The sequence below is a fragment of the Acidiferrobacteraceae bacterium genome, from assembly GCA_037388825.1.
Taxonomy (GTDB): Bacteria; Pseudomonadota; Gammaproteobacteria; order Acidiferrobacterales; family JAJDNE01; genus JARRJV01.
This window is the reverse complement of the sequence record JARRJV010000005.1, coordinates 47,307-65,298: the sequence shown is the minus strand read 5'-3', so window position 1 is coordinate 65,298 and position 17,992 is coordinate 47,307. Positions and strand designations below refer to the sequence as shown.

Here is a 17,992-nt window from a genome sequence, read left to right as displayed (position 1 = left end):
CACACTCACGCAAACAAACAAGACCGATACAGGTGAATGATGGAGATAAGCATCTCACGTGACGCGCTAATGAAACCTCTGGCACAGGTGGCAGGGGTTGTTGAGCGACGTCAGACCCTGCCAATCCTGGCCTACGCGCTGATTCGTTTTGATGGAAATCGGATGACACTGGTGGGTACTGATCTCGAAGTCGAGGTTCTGGCGGCTACCAGCGAGGCCAAGGGTACGGCTGGCGAGCTGACGATGCCGGCTCGAAAGCTCTTGGACATTTGCCGCAGTCTGCCGGCTGAAGCGCCAATAAAGATCAGTTTGAAGGGCGAGAAGGCAATTGTGTCATCCGGCCGAAGCCGATTCACGCTGACAACCATGCCATCGGCCGACTTTCCGGGTATCGAGCCCAGCGAATGGACCGAGGAGATGGATATTGCCCAAGGGGTGCTGAAGGACATGCTGGAAGCCACGCAGTTTTGTATGGCACATCAGGATGTTCGCTACTACCTCAATGGCCTGTTACTGGAATTGGAAAAAGGGAAGTTGCGTGCCGTGGCAACGGATGGTCACCGCATGGCAATGAAAGAACTGGACCTGGATACGGACGGGTCTGAAACCCGGCAGGTCATTGTGCCGCGCAAGGGGGTGTTGGAGTTGACTCGCTTCCTGGACGACAGCGATACCCCGGTCAGGATTCAGCTGGGTACGAACCATATTCGCGTAGCCCTTCCGGATCTGACCTTTACATCGAAGCTGATTGACGGCCGGTTTCCGGACTATACGAAGGTCATACCCCAAAACCAGACCAAGGAAATTCTCGCGGACCGGCAAGAATTGCGTGATGCCCTGAGTCGGGCCGCCATTTTGTCCAATGAAAAATATCGCGGCGTGCGTCTGACGCTTGGGGACAAGTCCTTGAAGGTCACGGCCCATAATCCGGAGCAGGAGGAGGCGGAAGAGGAGCTGACCGTGGATTACAGCGGCGAAGCCCTGGAGATCGGATTCAACGTCACATACCTGATCGAGGCCATGAACACCCTGGACTCGGATCAGGTAAAACTGGGTCTGAGTGACTCAAACAGCAGTTGCACCCTGGTTTCCCCGGCGGACAGTAGCTCGCTGTATGTGATCATGCCTATGCGTCTTTAAGCTGTGGACCACCTATGCCCCTGATCCGCTTCGAGTGTGAAGGGGTTCGGAACCTCGAAGCCACGACACTGGAACCCGATCCGCGCCTGAATATCGTCGTGGGTCCAAACGCGAGCGGCAAGACCAGCCTGCTGGAGGCGATCTACGTTCTTGGTTCCGGAAAGTCGTTTCGTACCGCCAAGCTGGACAAGGCAATTCGGCATGAGGCTGCGGAGTTCCAGGTCCGTGGCATCGTTGAGGAGGGCGGGGCCCGGACGCGCCTCGGTTACCGCCGTAGCGGGGGCGGCCGAGAAATCAGGATTGATGGAGGAGAGGCCCAGCTGTCGGCGGAACTGGCCCACCACCTTCCCGTTCAGGCGGTGACACCGGATACCCATTTCGCATTTCTTCATAACTCGGCGGCGCGCCGAGGCGCCATCGACTGGCCATTGTTCCACGTGGAACCGGAGTTTTTCCCGATCTGGTCAGAATATCGCCGCATCTTGCGGCAGCGCAATGTGGCCCTGAAACAGGCCAGACAGCCCGGCGAGTTTCTGGTGTGGGAGCAGGCGCTGGCCCGGGCCGGCGAAAGAATCCAGCGTTTTCGCCAAGAGATGCTAGAGGACTTGTCCCGCCGAAGTACGGCGTTGGTGGATGAGCTGCTTGGTGTGGGCGACCTGGAATTGCGTCTGCGATCGGGTTGGCGCCAGGAACAGTCGCTGGCGGAGGCCCTGGAGAGTGACCGTTCAAGAGATCGAGAGTTGGGCCACACCCATTCCGGCCCCCATCGGGCCGATCTGGAAATCCACATTCGACAGCGTGATGCCAGGCAGGAGGCTTCCCAAGGGCAGTGGAAGATGCTGGTGCTGATCTTGCGCCTGGCCCAACTGGCACTGTTCGCGGAACGGACCGGTCGTGGCAGCGTGTTTTTGTTAGACGATCTGCCCGCGGAGCTGGACCGGAGCCGGCGGCAGGCTGTGGTGGAACGGCTCACCCAGCTTCCGCTTCAGGTATTCACGACGGCCACGGGGATGAGTGAGTTCGGCTTCGAGATGCCCGGCGAGCGGCGCGTGTTTCACGTGGAACAGGGCCGGGTTTCGCCGGATTCTCCCGACTGAAAGCCTCCTCCGCCAGGCAAAATTTTCCCCCGCTGAGGGCCCCGAAGTGGTAGAATTTCCCGCCCCAGAGGACGATTCATGAGCACCCAGCAACCCTCCTACGATTCCCAAAGTATCCAGGTTCTCAAGGGCCTGGAAGCGGTCCGCAAGCGCCCCGGGATGTACATCGGCGACACCGACGATGGTTCCGGTTTGCACCATATGGTCTTCGAGGTGGTGGACAATTCCATCGACGAGGCCCTGGCGGGCCACTGCAGCGAGATCAGCGTAACCGTCCATATTGACGACTCCGTGACGGTCTCCGACAACGGGCGCGGCATCCCGACCGGGGTCATTCCCGAGGAGGGGAGGTCAGCGGCCGAAGTCATCATGACCGTGCTGCATGCAGGGGGAAAATTCGACTCGAATTCCTACAAGGTCTCCGGCGGCCTCCATGGCGTGGGTGTCTCGGTCGTAAATGCCCTGTCTGAGGAACTGGAGCTGACCGTTCGCCGGGACGGCAAGATTCATCGCCAGCATTACCGCCTGGGCGAGCCCCAGGATGCCTTGACCGTGGTCGGGGAAACCGATGTCAGCGGAACCGACGTGACCTTCAAGCCGAGTCCGTCAATTTTCAGCGACACCACTTACCACTACGATATCCTCTCCAAGCGACTGCGTGAACTGTCCTTCCTCAATTCAGGGGTGCGGATCAGCCTGCGCGACGAGCGCACGGGCAAGGAAGACATTTTTGAGTACCGGGGCGGAATCCGCGCCTTCGTAGAACACCTGAACCAGAACAAGACCCCGCTACACCAGGAACCGGTGGTGATCGCCGGCGAGCGCGAGGGCATCGGGCTCGAACTCTGCATGCAGTGGAATGACTCCTATCAGGAAAACATTTTCTGCTACACGAACAACATCCCGCAGCGCGATGGCGGCACCCACCTGGCGGGGCTTCGCGCCGCCATGACCCGCACACTCAATCAGTACATCGAGAGCAGCGGAGCGGCAAAGCGGGCCAAGATCGCCCCCACCGGAGATGACGCTCGCGAAGGGCTGACCGCGGTCCTGTCGGTAAAGGTGCCAGACCCAAAGTTCTCCTCCCAGACCAAGGACAAACTGGTCTCATCCGAGGTGAAGAGCGCGGTCGAGTCCCTGGTGGCGGAAAAGCTCAAGGATTTCCTGCAAGAACGCCCGGCCGATGCGCGGGCAATCACGAGCAAGATCCTGGAGGCGGCCCGGGCGCGCGAGGCGGCCCGCAAGGCGCGAGAGATGACGCGGCGAAAGGGGGCACTGGATGTAGCCGGGCTCCCCGGCAAGCTGGCGGATTGCCAAGAGAGAGATCCCGAACTGTGCGAGCTCTACCTGGTGGAGGGTGACTCGGCCGGTGGTTCGGCAAAGCAGGCGCGAGATCGGCGCAATCAGGCGATTCTTCCCCTGAAGGGCAAGATTCTTAACGTGGAGCGCGCCCGTTTTGACAAGATGCTCTCCAGTGTCGAGGTCGCTACCCTGATCACCGCCCTGGGTACCGGGATCGGAACAAATGACTTTGATATCAATAAGTTACGTTATCATCGCATCATCATCATGACCGATGCCGATGTTGACGGCTCGCACATCCGAACCTTGTTGTTGACGTTTTTCTACCGCCAAATGCCGGAACTGATCGAGCGCGGCCATATCTATATCGCCCAGCCGCCGCTCTACAAGGTCAAGCGCAACAAGGCGGAGATGTACCTCAAGGACGATGCCGAACTGGAAGACTATTTGCTCGGCCTGGCGATGGAGGGAGCGGCGCTGGACACAGCCAGCCAGCGAGTCGAGGGCGCCGATCTTGCCGGCCTGAGCCGGACTTTCCAACGCGTGAACCAGACCATTGAACGGCTCGCCCGGCGCTACGATCCCACCCTCATGCGCCAGTTGATGGACATGGACCCGTTGACCCCTGACAGTCTGCGCGATGCGGCGTTCGTCGAGGGATTCACGATTGCCCTGCAGGGCGCAATGTCCGCCCACGGTGCAGGCGGCATACGTTACGACGTAAGCTTCGGGCGCGATGCGCGAACGGATGCGCATGAGATCCTGGTGGTGCGAAACCAGCACGGCATGATTACCGAGTCCAGAATAGACAGCGAGTTCGTTGCCTCGGCCGAGTACCGCAACCTGGCGCGGCTCGGCGAACAGCTCCAGGGGCTTTTCGCGCAGGGCGGCGCAACCGTGCTGCGCGGGGAGCGCAGCCAGCCTGCAGACAACTTCCAGCAGGCACTTGACTGGCTGCTCCTTGAGGCACGCAAGGGGCAGAACATCCAGCGCTACAAGGGCCTGGGCGAGATGAATCCGGAACAGCTGTGGGAAACCACGATGGACCCGGAGGTGCGCCGCCTCCTTCGAGTCAACATCGAGGATGGGGTCGCCGCCGACCAGATGTTCACCACCCTGATGGGCGATCAGGTGGAGCCGCGCCGCGACTTCATCGAGCAGAACGCCCTGCAGGTCGCCAACCTCGACATCTAGACCGGCGCCCCCCGGTCCCTAGTGCAGGGTGCGCGGGATGCTCAGTGTGAAGCGGGGAATCTCGGCTTCGAAGGTTGTACCGTCATCGGCAACCATTCGATAGCTGCCGGACATGGTCCCGACCGGAGTGCCGATTACCGTTCCGCTGGTATATTCGAAACGCTCGCCCGGAGACAGGCGCGGCTGTTCGCCAACAACCCCTTCACCGCGAACTTCCTGAATCTGGTTGTCCGAATCCGTGATTACCCAGTGGCGACTGAGCAGTTTGGCCGGCACCTCACCATCGTTTTCGATCGTCACCGTATAGGCAAAGACGTAGCGGTTGTCCTGTGGGTCGGACTGTTCGTCCAGGTAGGCGGAGCGCACCGACACCTTGACGTTGTAACGCGGATCAATGTTCATGGTTCGCTGCCTCTTCTTGCCCTTCCGGCGCTGACTCACTCGTCTCCATGCAATAACGACCCATCGCGGGTCACGGAGTTCCAATGGCCTGTTTCGCCCGGCAGTCGATCCGGACGGGCTCGCCCCCGGGTACATCCAAACGAACCGCCGCCAGCCGGCCACCCCACAGGCAGCCGTCATCGAGGGCCACAACTCCATTCTCACGCAAATACCCCAGGGTCGACCAGTGTCCAAATACCACGGGTTCGCCCGCGCTGCGTCGGGCAGGCACACGAAACCAGGGCAAGAGGTGGGCCGGGGCCCGGTCCGGCCCTTCCTTGTGCAGAAAGTCCACGCGGCCGGAACTGTCGCAGTAACGCAGGCGCGTCAGCACATTGGTGATGAACCGCAGCCGCGGCCACCCCTTGAGATCCGGGTCCCAGTGGTCCGGCTCGTTTCCGTACATGTTGCGGAAGAACTCCCCATGATCCGGCCCTTGCAGGGCGGCCTCCACCTCCGCCGAGAGGGCAAGGGCCTGTTCGCTGTTCCATTGGGGCACCAGTCCCGCGTGCACCAGCAGATGCCCGGTTTCCGGGTCCCGGTGGGCGAGCGGTTGTTGCCTTAGCCACGCCAGCAGTTCGTCGCGCTCGCTGGAATCCAGAATGTCCGAGACTGTATCCCTGCTTTTTAGACGACCCGCGCCATCGGCGATGGCCAGCAGGTGCAGGTCATGGTTTCCCAGCACCGTGATTGCGCGCTCCCCGAGGGAGCGGACATATTTCAGTACCGCCAGGGAATTTGGGCCGCGGTTAACGAGGTCGCCGGTGAGAAGCAGGCGATCGGAGGAGGGGTCAAAATCCAGCCGTTCCAGCAGCTGTCGAAACTCGGCAAAACAGCCCTGAACGTCACCAATCCCATAGACCGCCATCGCGGCTATAGATCCAGCCGGCCGGGCATGGAGATTGTGGCCTGAACCAAGGCGTCGACGATGCCGGGTTCGGTGGCCGAGTGCCCAGCGTCAGGCACGATTTCCAGTTGGCCCATCGCCCAGGTCTGTGCCAGCTCCCAGGCATTCTCCAGCGGGCAAATCAGGTCGTATCGCCCGTGGACGATGTAACCTGGAATGTCCGCAATCCGATACGCGTCACGGAGAATCTGGTTTGGGGCTAGAAAGCAATCATTTACGAAATAATGGGCCTCGATGCGCGCCAGGGCCAGGGCCACGTGGGGGTCTCCAAAAAAATCCACGACCTCCTTGTGGGGACGCAGATTGGCCGTTCTTCCTTCCCACAGTGACCAGGCCTTGGCCGAGGCCATGCGCGCCACCTCGTCGTCCCCGACAAGACGCTGGTGGTGCGCACGCACCAGGTCAGAGCGCTCATCTTCCGGGATCGGGTGTATGAAGTCCTGCCAGAAATCCGGAAACACCCGGCTGGTCCCCTCCTGGTAAAACCATCGAATCTCATGGGGGCGACACAGGAAGATTCCCCGCAGGATGAGCCCGAGCACTCGCTCCGGATGGGTTTCCGCGTAGACCAGACCCAGGGTCGAGCCCCAGGACCCACCAAAAACCACCCACCGCTCCACATGCAGGTGTGTGCGGATCAGCTCCATGTCAGCGACCAGGTCGACTGTCGTGTTTCCTTCGAGTGAGGCATGGGGGGTCGAACGGCCGGCGCCACGTTGATCAAACAGAATGATCCGGTAGATATTCGGGTCGAAAAAACGACGATGGTATTCCTCGCAACCCGCGCCCGGGCCGCCATGTACAAAGACAACGGGAAGGCCCTGAGGCGAACCGCTTTCCTCCACATAGAGTTCATGTTCGCCACCCACGGCGATGCGGTGGGTCTGGTAGGGCTGAATTTCGGGAAACAGTGGGTGCATCGGCTTATCCGCCGGCAGTATAACCAGCGTGGCACCGGTTCCCAACAGCACCGGTCAATCCGGGCCCGGGGTCAGGCGAAGCCGCGCGGCTCCCGGCGGAACGGCAGGGCATGGACCTCGGTTTCGTCGGCCCCGTAGGGCCGTATTGGCAGGAACCAGTGGCGCGCGACAGCGGGCCGCGCCGGGCTGATCAGCACCTGAAACAGGGTCGCCGGCTTGTGATCGGCGGCCAGGCAGTGGATCTCGTTGCGATCCGGGCCGAAGTCGACCCAGTCACCGGCGCTGATGGTGCGTGTCTCGACCAGGCGCAGGGTTACGGCCCGCTCTTCGGCCAGATCGGTGGCCAGGGATCGTTGGTAGCGGCGTTGAAAAACCGTGCCTGAAAGACCGATGTACAGCCCGCCAATCCCCGGTTCGTCATGAATGGGCAAGGGATTGCTTGGAAACAGGGTCCAAACGCCAACCCTGGTCCGGCCGTCATCCAGCAGCGATTCCCAATTCCAGGGGTTGCCTTGCCATTCGGGCCGATGCTGGTCGCCCAGCGCCATGTGTTCCAGGGCGGCATGAAGCAACTCGTGCAACCGCCCCCGGTCGCGCAGCATCTCCAGATCAGCAAGTCGCGGCGAAGAGCCTAGTTGGTCCAGGCCGTATTCCAGGGCCTCGGCACAAACCGCGGCCCGCTCCTGCGGAACCCTCTCCTGCATCTGCGGCTTTGCGTACATTATGATGTCTCCGCTCTCCCAGTCAGCTGGCCATCGAGCAAAAAACGCGCCATTCGGCAATATGCACAGATTGGGCGGTATGGCGCGTCGCCGGGTCATGGCAGGGCCCGGGATTGTCGAGTCCAGTGCCGTTTTTCGTCAGACCTACGCTGGCATGCTTCTTGTACTATGCTTAAGCGTAGAAAAGGCGCCCCGGAGGGGCGTTGTCCAAAACGCTCAAACTTCCTTGGGGGTGCTGTGAAACCGGCCATCCTTCTGGTCGACGACGACCAGACGAACCTGAACGTGCTGACACGCCGGCTCGAGCGTGAAGGTTACGTGACGCGCAGCGCCAATTCCGGTCGGGTGGCGCTGGAAATGCTGGAGGTCCAGCGGTTTGATCTGGTGATTCTGGACGTCTACATGCCCGGCATGGACGGCCCCGATGTGCTGTCACACATCAAAACAAATCCCCACCTGGCCGATACTCCGGTCATCATGCTGTCGGCCGACGATACGAAGCAGATTGTCAAACACTGCTTGCTGGCCGGGGCCGCAGACTACTTGAACAAGCCCCTGGTAATCGGGCTTGCCAGCCAACGAATCGCCCGTTGCCTGCGAAGCAGCGCCAGCGAATTCACGCGCTATAACGATCCCCCCTATCGCCACGGCGAGACTGTGCTGGTGGTGGACGACAACGACCTGACGCGGGACCTGATCACAGAGGTGATCCACAATATCGGGTACGAGCCTTATGCCGTTGCGGGCGGACGGGAGGCCCTCGCCGCGATTGACGAGCAGCCATTTGCGCTCGCCCTGCTGGATGTGCGTATGCCTGACATCGATGGGCTGGAGGCCCTGCGACAGATTCGAAGCAACGAACGCCATGGGTCCCTGCCGGTCATCATGGTTTCGGCCGAACACGATTCGCGAACCATCGTGAAATGTATCGAGGCCGGCGCCAGTGACTACGTGACCAAGCCCTTTGAGCCGATTTTCCTGCGCGCCCGTATCGAGTCTTGCCTGCGGTCCCGCGCGGTTGTTGACGGCCTCAATCTGGACATCGACAAAACGGGATTGGGGCTGGGCTAACCGGGTTGCCGGTCCGGCAACAACGCCCCTTAACGGAAAAAAGAACCTCGCCCCGGGCGAGGTGTGGCGCTTCCAAAAAGATCTGGTCGGCTACCGCGTTCTATTGCGGGGTGACGTTTGTGGCCTGCAGCCCCTTTGGTCCCTTCTCCACGTCGAACTCCACTGCCTGTCCTTCGGCCAGGGTCTTGAATCCGGTACCACGGATTGCCGAGTAGTGAACGAACACATCCGCGCCGCCTTCGGTCGGCGAGATAAATCCGAAGCCTTTGGATTCGTTAAACCACTTTACCGTTCCTGTTGCCATGTATCGCTCCTCACATCGTCTCTATTTATTTTGTCGCCAGGCGGAGATCGTTCGGGGAGATGTGCAGGGGGTACCGCAAGAGGCCTTCTGAAACATCCACAAACCGTCGCCAGCTGACTCGTTTTCGGGTGGGCCGCAAGGAGAATAACCGACGGCCGCACCCGGGAATCAGTATGATTAGACTTCGACGCCGATTAATCAAGGGTTTTTGCAGGCCGGCGAGCGCATCGCCCGCCGGATTGGCGGCGCGAACTCCGGCAAGACCTTCTTGTCTTAAGAAAACGTATACGAATCACTCTTGCACGAACCTGAAATCAACAATGTACATTCGCCTGGCTCTTCTTTGCTGCCTGGCCCTGGCATCGCCGGTGGCGATGCCCGCCGACCTGGAGTTTCGCAGCGGCCCGGAACGCACGACGCTGATCGAACTGTATACCTCCGAAGGTTGCAGCAGTTGTCCGCCGGCCGAGGCATGGATGAACCGGCTTGCCCGGGACAGCCGCGTGTGGAGGGATTTCGTGCCCGTCGCGTTCCACGTTGATTACTGGAACTATCTCGGCTGGACCGACCGCTTCTCGCGACCCGGGTACGGACAGCGCCAGCGCCACTATGCCAGGGTGTTGGGCCAGCCCACGGTGTACACCCCCGCCTTTTTCGTTAACGGCCAGCCCTGGCGGCCGGGCAATATCACGCGGATGCTCGCGCGTGAATCAACCGCCCCCGGCGAGCTCGCGGTACGGCTGAATGGCCACCAGGTCAGCGCCAGGCTGAGCGCGGCAGATCGCCCGGGGCCTTTCACCCTTAACATCGCGGTGCTGGGAATGGGGTTGCGCAGCGATATTCGTGCGGGCGAAAATGCCGGCCGCCGCGCCCGTCACGATTTCGTGGTGTTGGCGGCATCACAGCTCAAGGGTCATAGCGGCAAGTGGCAGACCACGCTGCCGCGCGTGGGTGCTTTCGATGCCAGCCGCTACGCGCTCGCCGCCTGGATCAGCAGCCCCGGTGACCCAAGGCCGCTGCAGGCAACCGGCGGTTATCTGCCGCGGGCCCTGGTCGTTTCCCCCTGAGGCAGGCCCCGGGCCCGCTTTCCAGTAGAATCGAGGTACGCGCCCTGCCCCGGCCGACCCGTTGCAAACCCACATGAGCCTACTGTCCCTCAACAAGGTGTCCCTGGCCTACGGACACCATCCACTGCTGGACGAGGTCGATTTCCAGATCGAGCCGAAGGAGCGCGTGTGTCTGGTGGGCCGCAACGGCACCGGCAAGTCCACCCTCCTTCGCGTGATCAGCGGCGCCGCCGCACCCGATGACGGTGAGATCTGGTACCCGGAAACCCTGCGCATCTCTCACCTGGAACAGGAGGTGCCGCTGGACAGCGAAGACACCCTGTTCGAGTTCGTCGCCGAAGGCCTGGGCTCGGTTGGCAATCTGCTGGCTGAATACCATCGCCTTGCCGGGACTGCCGACAAACCAGCCCTCGCCCGATTGCACGTGCTGCAGACACAAATAGAGCTTGCCGACGGCTGGAACCTGGATCGCAAAGTGGAGACCGTACTCAGCCGTCTCGACCTTCCCGCGGAACGCCGCATCCGCGAGTGTTCCGGCGGTTATCGGCGCCGCGCCCTGCTGGCGCGCGCACTGGTGAGCGACCCCGACCTGCTGTTGCTGGACGAGCCCACCAACCATATGGACATCGCCGCCATCACCTGGCTGGAGGAATTCCTGCTCGACTTTCGTGGTGCCCTGATCTTCATCACGCACGACCGAACCTTTTTGCAGAATCTCGCGACGCGCATCATCGAGCTGGACCGGGGACACCTCACGTCATACCCGGGTGATTTCGCCAACTACCTGCGGCGGCGCGACGAGATGTTGGAGAACGAGGTCCGAGCCAATGCACGCTTCGACAAGGAACTGGCGGAACACGAGGCCTGGATACGCCGGGGCATCAAGGCCAGACGCACCCGAAACGAAGGACGGGTTCGAAAGCTGGAGGCCATGCGCCAGGCGCGCCGGCAGCGCATCGACACGCCGGGCCGCGCCAGCCTCGACGCCGAAACCGGGGAGACCTCGGGCAAGCTGGTGGCGGATCTGCGCGATGTCAGCTTTTCCTATGATGGCGTACCGATCATCCGCAACTTTTCCACCCGCATCCTGCGCGGCGACCGTATCGGCATTATCGGTCCCAACGGCTCCGGCAAGAGCACCTTGCTGCGTCTGATCCTGGGCGAACTCAAACCGCAACAAGGCCGGGTCGTGCTGGGCACGCGCCTCACCACGGCGTACTTCGACCAGCAGCGCTCGCAACTCGAGCCCGACAAGTCCGTGCGCGACAACCTCAGTGATGGCAATGACTATGTTCAGGTGCGCGGCAAGCCGCGCCACGTAATCGGTTACCTCAAGCAGTTCCTGTTTCCACCGGAGCGCGTCGACTCACCAGTCAGCATCCTGTCCGGCGGTGAACGCAATCGCCTTTTGCTGGCGAGGATGTTTACGCGGCCAGCGAACATGCTGGTCATGGACGAGCCCACCAATGATCTCGATGTGGACACCCTGGAGCTCCTCGAAGATCTGTTGACGGACTACGAGGGCACGCTGCTGCTCGTGAGTCACGATCGCAGCTTCCTGGACAATATCGTTACCAGCACCATGGTGTTCGAGGGCAGTGGTACCGTGGAAGAGTTCGTTGGCGGCTATGCGGACTACCTCCACCAACGGGGAACGCCCGCCCGCCCCGCGCCATCCCCGGCGGCTGAGCCGAGATCGGCACCGACACCTCGCCCCCGAACAAGGGAAAAGCAGAAACTGAGTTACAAGGAGAGCCGCGAGCTGGAGGCACTGCCCGCGCGCATCGAGTCTATGGAAGCCGAAGTCGCACGGATCGAAACCCGGGCCGCGCAGCCGGAATTCTATCAGCAGGACAATGAGGCCATTGCGGCGGCCATGACACGGCTCAATGAATTGCGCGAGGAACTGCAAAAGGCCTACGCGCGCTGGGAAGAGCTGGAGACATTTGCTCCCTGACCGCTAGCCCAGGGATACCCCCAACAGGTAACCGATCAGATAGGTGACGATGCCCGCGCCACCGCCTATCAGCACCATCCGGGCGCCACCCCACCATGCGCGGCGCCCTGTGAACAGGCTCAGCATCGCACCCACGACAAACAGGCTCGTACCCGCAAGAGCGGCTGCCGCCGGAACGGCCGCAGCCCCGGGGCGAAACAGGAACGGCAGTAGCGGCACCACTGCACCGGCGGTGAAGGCCAGGAAGGAGAACACCGCCGCGCCCCAGGGCGAGCCGAGGTCATCGGGATTCAGGCCCAGCTCCTCGCGCGCCAGGGTATTGAGCGCGTGCCTGGGGTTGCGCATGAGTTCGCGCGCAAAACCGCGCGCTGCCTCCAGTTCCATGCCGCGGGTGTTGTAGATAAGGGCCAGCTCCTCGATCTCTTCTTCCGGGTACTCCTCGAGTTCGGCCTTCTCCAGGGCGATCTGGGATTCGTACATCTCCCGCTGCGAGCGCATGGAGACATACTCGCCCGCCGCCATGGACAGGGCCCCGGCGAGCAAACCAGCCACGCCGGTGGTGAGGATGAGGGAGTTCTGGCTGCTGGCGCCGGCGATGCCCATGATCAGGCTCGTGTTGGAAACCAGGCCGTCGTTGACGCCAAAGACTGCCGCACGCAGATTGCCGCCACCGACCCCGCGGTGCCGCCCGCCAACCTGCTCCACGGTCGTGGGCATGACATGACTCGCAGGCGTGCCGCCAGTGTAGGCGGACAGGCCGCGCACCTTCATGGCGGCCAGTACCGGGCGCAGCGTGCGTGGGCGCAAGACCCGGACCAGACCGGCAACGATCCGCGCCCGCCGCGTTGGCTGAAACGCCGGGCTGCGCCCGAGGCGCTGCTCCCAGATCTTCGCCTGGTCTTCGGCGGCAGCGGCGAGTTGCCGGAACAAGGCAGAGATGGCGGCATCGGGCTCGCGTTCGGCCAGGACTTCATACAGCCACGCGGATTGCTTTTCTTCGTGCCAGCTTTCGAGCTCGGACATGGCCAACTCCCCGGGGGTTCGTTTGGACAAAATATACCCTGTCCCGGCACTGCGTACCGAGACCGCCCGGTAGTGTCGCCGACGCGGGGAACGGTTATCCTGAATGCACCAGAGCAAGTACAGAGAAGAACCTATGCGACAGGAGATTGTCGGTTTTCACCAGGACGACGAAGGCCATTGGGTGGCCCGGCTGGCCTGCGGTCACAACCAGCACGTGCGCCATAACCCGCCGTGGCAGAATCGGCCGTGGGTGAAGACCGAGGCCGGCCGCAATTCGCGACTGGGTCTGGAGCTTGGCTGCAAGAAGTGCGAGGAAGGCCTGCCGCGAGACTGGCGCTAGCGGGGATGTCCCTGGCTGGTTTCCTGCTGTTGCAGGACCTGGAGGTCTTTCAGGAGGTTCGCACTGTGTTCACTTGGGCGAACCTTGAAGTACGCGCGGGCGATGTTTCCCTTCGGATCAATAAGAAAGGTGTAACGCCGCGCGAACCGAAGCGGCCCCAAAGACCAGTAGGCGCCGTACTGCTTGGCCACGGCCCCGTCCGTGTCGGCCAGCAGCGGAAACGGCAGTTCATATTTCTTCGCAAAGCGTTCGTGGCTCTCCCGGGAATCGATGCTGACGCCCAGCACATCCACGCTCCGCTCCAGGTATAGCCTGTATTCATCCCGGAACCTACACGCCTCGGTGGTGCAGCCCGGCGTGTCGTCCTTTGGGTAGAAGTACAGCACGAGCCAGTGACCGCGATAATCCGAGAGGGAATGACTCTTTCCGTTCTGATCGCCGAGGGTGAACTGGGGGGCGGGGTCACCTGTCTTCAATTTCGCCTCCTGCGCCTGCGCGTGATTGTGGGTGATGGCCAGGCCAAGTCCGGCTGCCAATATGGCCACAGCCAAAATTGCAAACAGCTTGTGCCGCATCCTCATGGAAAGATCATGGTAACGCGGCCAGCGGCAGAACAACCACAGAGATCGTGGCAGCGTTGAGGGATTGTGAAGAAAAGGGCCGGACCGGCGACCTTTGTCGCCGGTCCGCATTGTCTTACTTGTAGGCCACCGCAGCGCTCGTGGGTCCGGCAAGCGGAATTACTTCGAAACGCTTGAAGCCGGCCTCTCGGCACCACCCGGCAAAGTCCTTGCCGGAGTAGTCGAAGCCGTCACCCGTCTCGATCAGCATGTTGAGGGACATCAGCATGCCGAACAGGCCCTCGCGCCGACTATCATCGATGATGTTTTCGATGGCTATCAGGGCTCCGCCCTTGGGCAGCGCGTCATAGGCCTTGCCTATCAGGGTCTTCTTTTGCTCCAGGCCCCAGTCATGGAGGATATTGCCCATGGTGATGACATCGGCCCGCGGCAGCGGATCGGCGAAGAAATCACCTGCGGCCACCTGGATGCGGTCGCTCAGGCCGGCCTCGTCGACATGCTGTTGCGCATGGGGCGCCACCGGCGGCAGGTCGAAGGTGGTGAAGCTCAGATGGGGATAGCGCCCGGCGACGATGCACGAGAGCAGACCCAGCGCGCCGCCGATATCGCTGACAGTCTGATAGCGGGAGAAGTCGAACTTCTCCGCCAGCTGTTTGAAGTTGGCCGCCTGAAAACCGCTCATGCTTTCCAGGAACTGGCCGAGCTTCGCGTGGTCCGCGTAGATACCTTCGAACACGTGCTTGGCGCCGTGCTTGATCTCGTTCTGGGGCTTCCCGGTCCTGAGGGCCTCGCCGAGGCTATTCCAGAAGCCGAACAGGCGCGCGTTCAACATCTCCGGCATACCGCCGATATAGGTCGGGCTGTTCTTGTTGAGGAAAGCGGCGGTGTCAGGGGAACAGCTGTACTTGCCTTCGGCACCATCGCCATCCCGCTGCAGGAATCCGGCTGCCACCAGGGCATCGAAAAAGTCGTAGATGCCGCGGGGATGGATCCCCAGCTTCTCGCCCAGCTCCGGCCCGGTCATCTGGCTGTCGCCGAGTACGGTGAACAGGTCGAACTCCACCGCCGTTAGCAGGACCTTGGAGACCCAAAAGGCGGTCGCGGTCTGCATGATGTGGCTCGGGTTCAGCGGGGCCTGCTCGGGTGCTGCTTCGTGTTTGGCTGCTTGTGCGTCCATTGTCGTGTCTCCTTCGCGGTTGCTTGTTACGGTGGAGAAAATCTAGCTGTCAACCATCCGTAAATAAATACGCAAATTGTTGAATAGTTGTTTCCATTTGGTTGACAATAGAGCCCATGGACAGGCTCACCGGGATGCAGGTGTTCGCGCTGGTGGTGGAGACCGGGAGTTTCTCGGCGGCCAGCGAACGCCTGGGAATTTCCCGCGCCGCCGCCAGCAAATACGTTTCCCAGCTAGAGGCCCACCTCGGCGGCCGCCTGCTGCACCGCACCACCCGCCGTGTGAATCCCACCGAACCGGGCCGCGCCTACTTCGAACGCTGCAAGGAGATCCTCCAGAACCTGGAAGAAGCCGAGGGCATGGTGTCGGGTCTCAGCCAGCAGCCACGGGGCTTGCTGCGCATGAGCGCCCCGAGCAATCTTGCGTCGCGGCATATCATGCCCATGGTCAGCGAATTCATGCAGACCTACCCCGAGATCACGGTGGAGCTCATGTGCAGCGAGAGGGCTGTGGATTTGGTGGACGAAGGCTACGATCTCGCGCTACGCATCAGCGCCATGCCCGACCCGGAGCTGATCGCGCGCCGCCTGGCGCCCATTCGCCATGTGCTGGTTGCTTCCCCGGGATACCTTGCGCAACACCCGCCACCGACGAGGCCACAGGACCTGGAACAACATGCCTGCGTGCTGTATTCGCACACTCCAAACGCGACCTGGCATTTCACCAAGGACGGCACGCGGACCTCGGTCAAGGTGTCGGGATCCATGATCACCGACAACCCGGACGTAATCCTGGAGTCAGCAATCACGGGGCTCGGTATCACCTACCTACCAAGCTTTCTGATCAGCGACCCGATACGCAGCGGTGAGTTGAGGCTGGTACTGGAAGATTACAAGGCGACGGAGATGAGCCTGTACGCGGTGTACGCCTCGCGCAAGTACTTGCCGGCGAAGACTCGTGTGTTTATCGATTTCATCAAGGAGCGCATCAGCGATCCGCCCTATTGGGATCACTTTCTGAACGAGCGAAGATGAGGCGCGGCGGGGCTCGTTTTTCCCGAACCTATTTGCCGATGATGTACCGATCATCGTCGAAGGTGCTGACCCATTCCGGCCGGTAGGCGATGAACAGGGTCATCAGCATTCCCGTGATAAACCCTTCCGGAAACATCACCAGCGGCACGTAGCGCGTATAGCTGTACCAGACCAGCGACGCCGGGTACGCGCCACTCACGATATGAACGATGCTGGTTGCGAACACGGCGCTCGCCACCGCAAGCCCTGCCCCGAAGAAGGCATTGAGAAAGATGTAGACGAAGAAATTATTTGGCAGGAAGCGATCGACGCCGCGGAAGATGAGGTAGCTCAATAGCGCCGGAAGCGCCCCCAGCATCAGGGTGTTCATGGGCAATGCCGCCCAGCCGCTTCCGGATTGAATGGCGTGGGCCACCAAGACGACCAATATGCCCAGGATGGCGAAGGCCCAGCCAAACATCAGGGTCAGCAAGGTCGTACCCAGCAGATGGATGGACAGGCCGGCCGCGAGGCCGGCCTTCAGCGCCCAGATCACCATGATGCCGACGATTATGCCCAGCAGGATGTGCAGCGATTCCGCTTCCTTCAGGTGATGCCAGGGCGCCCGCCAGACCGCGACCATGACCGTAGCGGCAAACAGGAACCAGATGACGATCTGGGAGGCAGTGGAGAAATGATGAATCAGGATGTTCATCGGGGCATTCCGGTGCGGATTGGGCCGGAGTCATGCAAGCGTCCGCCACGGCTCGGCAGCAGGTGTTGGCGTAATTCTACAGGGAAAGCGGTCAGTCGTGGCGGAAGTACGTGCTCTGGATAGACTCGTGGGCATCGCCAAGCTCGGTTTGCAGGCCGTCGAGAAACTTGTGCAGTTCCTTCTCCGACAGGGGCGCGAGCTTCGTGCGACGCACCGTTTGCGCAACGGACTTGATCGCCTGTAAGGGCTCCCGGCTGCGCGGCAGGTGCTTGAGGCAGGCTTCGACCTCGCGCACGCAATGGCCGAAGCTGCGCGGGAACTGGACATCCTGGAGCAGGAAGCGCAGTACCTGCGAGCGGCGAATCGGTCCCTGCACCTTCTGGCGGTAGGCCTGATAGCCGGAGAGGGACTGCAGCACGCTCATCCATTGCGCGTTTTCGTAAGGCACCAGTTCTTCCGATTCCTTGGGCAGCAGCTTGCCCGACTGCACGTCAACGATACGGGAGGTCATGTCGCCGCGCTCCAGGTTGCGGCCCATGCGCAGGAAGTCGTAGCCCTGGTCGTTCAGCATTGTCCCGGCGAGCAAGCCGGTCATTTGCTGGGTGCGGCCGATGATGCGGTTCAGGAACTCGAACCGGTTCTTGCGTGCCAGGCCAGGACCCACGCTGCCCTTGATGTCCAGGTACAGTTCGTTAATGAGCTCCCACCCCTCGCGCGGAATGATGTCGCGGATGGTACGGGCATTTTCGCGCGCAAGGTTCACCGAACTCACCAGCGAGCCGGGGTAGTCCGTATCGGCGACGAGGAAGCGCACTACATTGCGTTCGCTCGCCTCATCGTAGGTCTTCGCGAACAGGCGCTTGCTGCCGGTGATATCGATCAGCGGTTGCCAGCCCACGGTCATCCGCGTGGGCAGATCGAGTAGCAGGTTGGCGTTCACGTTCACGATACGCGCGAGGTTTTCGACGCGTTCGATATAGCGTGCCATCCAGTAGATGCTTTCCGCTACCCGTGACAGCAT

At 61.5% G+C, this 17,992-nt stretch carries 18 protein-coding genes; 8 read left to right on the top strand and 10 right to left on the bottom strand.

Features of this window, described 5'->3' with window-relative positions:
* The first annotated feature begins 36 nt into the window (after positions 1-36).
* From dnaN to gyrB, 3 genes are all read left to right on the top strand, one after another.
* Positions 37-1,140 (top strand): DNA polymerase III subunit beta, encoded by a 1,104-nt coding sequence (dnaN, locus tag P8X48_01790; protein ID MEJ2106047.1) that lies wholly within the window; start codon positions 37-39, stop codon positions 1,138-1,140.
* Positions 1,141-1,154: 14 nt separating this feature from the next.
* Complete coding sequence (recF, locus tag P8X48_01785; GenBank protein ID MEJ2106046.1) at positions 1,155-2,237, top strand: DNA replication/repair protein RecF; 1,083 nt, start codon at positions 1,155-1,157, stop codon at positions 2,235-2,237.
* Positions 2,238-2,315: 78 nt separating this feature from the next.
* Positions 2,316-4,733 (top strand): DNA topoisomerase (ATP-hydrolyzing) subunit B, encoded by a 2,418-nt coding sequence (gene gyrB / locus P8X48_01780; protein ID MEJ2106045.1) that lies wholly within the window; start codon positions 2,316-2,318, stop codon positions 4,731-4,733.
* Between the two features lie 18 nt (positions 4,734-4,751).
* Here the strand turns inward: gyrB and apaG are convergent, their stop codons facing one another.
* From apaG to P8X48_01760, 4 genes are all read right to left on the bottom strand, one after another.
* Positions 4,752-5,135, bottom strand: coding sequence for a Co2+/Mg2+ efflux protein ApaG (apaG, locus tag P8X48_01775; GenBank protein MEJ2106044.1), 384 nt, complete (start codon positions 5,133-5,135; stop codon positions 4,752-4,754).
* A 70-nt stretch (positions 5,136-5,205) separates the two neighbouring features.
* Positions 5,206-6,042 (bottom strand): symmetrical bis(5'-nucleosyl)-tetraphosphatase, encoded by an 837-nt coding sequence (locus P8X48_01770; GenBank protein ID MEJ2106043.1) that lies wholly within the window; start codon positions 6,040-6,042, stop codon positions 5,206-5,208.
* 5 nt (positions 6,043-6,047) lie between these two features.
* Entirely contained in the window at positions 6,048-7,001 is a 954-nt protein-coding gene (gene pip / locus P8X48_01765; GenBank protein ID MEJ2106042.1) for a prolyl aminopeptidase, read from the bottom strand.
* A gap of 71 nt (positions 7,002-7,072) precedes the next feature.
* Positions 7,073-7,723: a hypothetical protein gene (locus P8X48_01760; GenBank protein MEJ2106041.1), complete on the bottom strand. Its 651-nt coding sequence runs from the start codon at positions 7,721-7,723 to the stop codon at positions 7,073-7,075.
* A gap of 237 nt (positions 7,724-7,960) precedes the next feature.
* Here P8X48_01760 and P8X48_01755 point away from each other — a divergent pair, with 237 nt between their 5' ends.
* Entirely contained in the window at positions 7,961-8,794 is an 834-nt protein-coding gene (locus P8X48_01755; protein ID MEJ2106040.1) for a response regulator, read from the top strand.
* A gap of 100 nt (positions 8,795-8,894) precedes the next feature.
* On the opposite strand, the gene P8X48_01750 is transcribed toward P8X48_01755, so the two are convergent.
* Positions 8,895-9,098 carry a cold-shock protein gene (locus P8X48_01750; GenBank protein MEJ2106039.1) on the bottom strand — a complete coding sequence of 68 codons (204 nt, stop codon included), beginning with the start codon at positions 9,096-9,098 and terminating at the stop codon, positions 8,895-8,897.
* 320 nt (positions 9,099-9,418) lie between these two features.
* Here P8X48_01750 and P8X48_01745 point away from each other — a divergent pair, with 320 nt between their 5' ends.
* Both P8X48_01745 and P8X48_01740 read left to right on the top strand, forming a co-directional pair.
* Positions 9,419-10,165 (top strand): DUF1223 domain-containing protein, encoded by a 747-nt coding sequence (locus tag P8X48_01745; GenBank protein MEJ2106038.1) that lies wholly within the window; start codon positions 9,419-9,421, stop codon positions 10,163-10,165.
* Between the two features lie 73 nt (positions 10,166-10,238).
* Complete coding sequence (locus P8X48_01740) at positions 10,239-12,122, top strand: ATP-binding cassette domain-containing protein (GenBank protein ID MEJ2106037.1); 1,884 nt, start codon at positions 10,239-10,241, stop codon at positions 12,120-12,122.
* A gap of 3 nt (positions 12,123-12,125) precedes the next feature.
* Here the strand turns inward: P8X48_01740 and P8X48_01735 are convergent, their stop codons facing one another.
* Positions 12,126-13,145 carry a VIT1/CCC1 transporter family protein gene (locus P8X48_01735; protein ID MEJ2106036.1) on the bottom strand — a complete coding sequence of 340 codons (1,020 nt, stop codon included), beginning with the start codon at positions 13,143-13,145 and terminating at the stop codon, positions 12,126-12,128.
* A gap of 133 nt (positions 13,146-13,278) precedes the next feature.
* Between P8X48_01735 and P8X48_01730 the strand changes: the two genes are divergently transcribed.
* Entirely contained in the window at positions 13,279-13,485 is a 207-nt protein-coding gene (locus P8X48_01730; protein ID MEJ2106035.1) for a DUF3565 domain-containing protein, read from the top strand.
* Here P8X48_01730 and P8X48_01725 read toward each other — a convergent pair.
* Both P8X48_01725 and P8X48_01720 read right to left on the bottom strand, forming a co-directional pair.
* On the bottom strand, positions 13,482-14,066 hold the full coding sequence (locus P8X48_01725) for a peroxiredoxin (protein MEJ2106034.1): 585 nt from the start codon (positions 14,064-14,066) through the stop codon (positions 13,482-13,484). The genes P8X48_01730 and P8X48_01725 overlap by 4 nt on opposite strands.
* A gap of 115 nt (positions 14,067-14,181) precedes the next feature.
* Complete coding sequence (locus P8X48_01720; GenBank protein ID MEJ2106033.1) at positions 14,182-15,243, bottom strand: methyltransferase; 1,062 nt, start codon at positions 15,241-15,243, stop codon at positions 14,182-14,184.
* 116 nt (positions 15,244-15,359) lie between these two features.
* Here P8X48_01720 and P8X48_01715 point away from each other — a divergent pair, with 116 nt between their 5' ends.
* Complete coding sequence (locus tag P8X48_01715) at positions 15,360-16,277, top strand: LysR family transcriptional regulator (GenBank protein ID MEJ2106032.1); 918 nt, start codon at positions 15,360-15,362, stop codon at positions 16,275-16,277.
* 28 nt (positions 16,278-16,305) lie between these two features.
* On the opposite strand, the gene P8X48_01710 is transcribed toward P8X48_01715, so the two are convergent.
* Both P8X48_01710 and P8X48_01705 read right to left on the bottom strand, forming a co-directional pair.
* Positions 16,306-16,971 carry an energy-coupling factor ABC transporter permease gene (locus P8X48_01710; GenBank protein ID MEJ2106031.1) on the bottom strand — a complete coding sequence of 222 codons (666 nt, stop codon included), beginning with the start codon at positions 16,969-16,971 and terminating at the stop codon, positions 16,306-16,308.
* 91 nt (positions 16,972-17,062) lie between these two features.
* Positions 17,063-17,992, bottom strand: coding sequence for an alpha-E domain-containing protein (locus P8X48_01705; protein ID MEJ2106030.1), 930 nt, complete (start codon positions 17,990-17,992; stop codon positions 17,063-17,065).

Coding starts and splice junctions, on each gene's coding strand:
- P8X48_01725 (MEJ2106034.1), bottom strand. CDS start 14,066: ATGAGGATGCGGCACAAGCTGTTTGCAATTTTGGCTGTGGCCATATTG.
- P8X48_01705 (MEJ2106030.1), bottom strand. CDS start 17,992: ATGCTGTCACGGGTAGCGGAAAGCATCTACTGGATGGCACGCTATATC.
- P8X48_01750 (MEJ2106039.1), bottom strand. CDS start 9,098: ATGGCAACAGGAACGGTAAAGTGGTTTAACGAATCCAAAGGCTTCGGA.
- P8X48_01720 (MEJ2106033.1), bottom strand. CDS start 15,243: ATGGACGCACAAGCAGCCAAACACGAAGCAGCACCCGAGCAGGCCCCG.
- apaG (MEJ2106044.1), bottom strand. CDS start 5,135: ATGAACATTGATCCGCGTTACAACGTCAAGGTGTCGGTGCGCTCCGCC.
- recF (MEJ2106046.1), top strand. CDS start 1,155: ATGCCCCTGATCCGCTTCGAGTGTGAAGGGGTTCGGAACCTCGAAGCC.
- P8X48_01745 (MEJ2106038.1), top strand. CDS start 9,419: ATGTACATTCGCCTGGCTCTTCTTTGCTGCCTGGCCCTGGCATCGCCG.
- P8X48_01735 (MEJ2106036.1), bottom strand. CDS start 13,145: ATGTCCGAGCTCGAAAGCTGGCACGAAGAAAAGCAATCCGCGTGGCTG.
- pip (MEJ2106042.1), bottom strand. CDS start 7,001: ATGCACCCACTGTTTCCCGAAATTCAGCCCTACCAGACCCACCGCATC.
- gyrB (MEJ2106045.1), top strand. CDS start 2,316: ATGAGCACCCAGCAACCCTCCTACGATTCCCAAAGTATCCAGGTTCTC.
- dnaN (MEJ2106047.1), top strand. CDS start 37: ATGATGGAGATAAGCATCTCACGTGACGCGCTAATGAAACCTCTGGCA.
- P8X48_01730 (MEJ2106035.1), top strand. CDS start 13,279: ATGCGACAGGAGATTGTCGGTTTTCACCAGGACGACGAAGGCCATTGG.
- P8X48_01770 (MEJ2106043.1), bottom strand. CDS start 6,042: ATGGCGGTCTATGGGATTGGTGACGTTCAGGGCTGTTTTGCCGAGTTT.
- P8X48_01760 (MEJ2106041.1), bottom strand. CDS start 7,723: ATGTACGCAAAGCCGCAGATGCAGGAGAGGGTTCCGCAGGAGCGGGCC.
- P8X48_01740 (MEJ2106037.1), top strand. CDS start 10,239: ATGAGCCTACTGTCCCTCAACAAGGTGTCCCTGGCCTACGGACACCAT.
- P8X48_01715 (MEJ2106032.1), top strand. CDS start 15,360: ATGGACAGGCTCACCGGGATGCAGGTGTTCGCGCTGGTGGTGGAGACC.
- P8X48_01710 (MEJ2106031.1), bottom strand. CDS start 16,971: ATGAACATCCTGATTCATCATTTCTCCACTGCCTCCCAGATCGTCATC.